The following is a 1,038-nucleotide window of genomic DNA, read 5'->3' as shown; positions in this document are numbered from 1 at the left end:
GGCAGCTTAAATGTCGGTCATGACACGGTTGTCATGCGGGCAAGCAAAAGGGCCGCCGGAGTGATCCGGCGGCCCTTGAGTTCGATAGTCAGGTAAGCGGCGTGCTTACTTGATGATCTTCGACACGACGCCCGAACCGACGGTCCGGCCGCCTTCGCGGATCGCGAAGCGCAGGCCCTGGTCCATGGCGATCGGCGTGATCAGCTCGACGGTCAGCTCGGCGTTGTCGCCGGGCATGATCATCTCCACGCCTTCCTTCAGCTTGATGATCCCCGTCACGTCCGTCGTCCGGAAGTAGAATTGCGGACGGTAGTTCGTGAAGAACGGGGTGTGACGGCCGCCCTCTTCCTTCGTCAGGATGTAGGCTTCCGCCAGGAACTCCGTGTGCGGCGTGATCGAGCCCGGCTTGCACAGCACCTGGCCGCGCTCCACGTCCTCGCGCTTCGTGCCGCGCAGCAGCACGCCCACGTTGTCGCCCGCCTGGCCCTGGTCCAGCAGCTTGCGGAACATCTCCACGCCCGTGCAGGTCGTCTTCTGCACGTCGCGGATGCCCACGATCTCCACTTCCTCGCCGACCTTCACGATGCCCTTCTCGATCCGGCCCGTGACCACCGTGCCGCGACCCGAGATCGAGAACACGTCTTCCACCGGCATCAGGAACGGCAGGTCCACCGGACGCTCCGGCTGCGGAATGTAGGCGTCCACCTGCGTCATCAGCTCGAGGATCCGATCCTCGCCGATCGCCGGGTCACGGCCTTCCACCGCCGCCAGCGCCGAGCCCTTCACGATCGGGATGTCGTCGCCCGGGAACTCGTAGCCCGACAGAAGCTCGCGAACTTCCATCTCCACCAGGTCCAGCAGCTCTTCATCGTCGACCATGTCGACCTTGTTCATGAACACCACCAGCGCCGGCACGCCCACCTGACGCGCCAGCAGGATGTGCTCGCGCGTCTGCGGCATCGGACCGTCCGCCGCCGACACCACCAGGATCGCGCCGTCCATCTGCGCCGCGCCCGTGATCATGTTCTTCACGTAGTC

The 1,038-nt window shown here is 65.0% G+C and carries 1 protein-coding gene; it reads right to left on the bottom strand.

The genetic code is table 11. The annotated features are described in order from the left end of the window. Positions 1–105 precede the first annotated feature (105 nt). Positions 106–1,038 (bottom strand): elongation factor Tu (gene tuf, locus ACODSY_RS26020; RefSeq protein WP_488954810.1); only part of this gene is annotated, 933 nt, incomplete at its 5' end.

This window comes from Phenylobacterium sp. FG114 (assembly GCF_057809855.1).
Note: the sequence above shows the minus strand (reverse complement) of the source record. Positions and strands in the feature narration are given on the sequence as shown.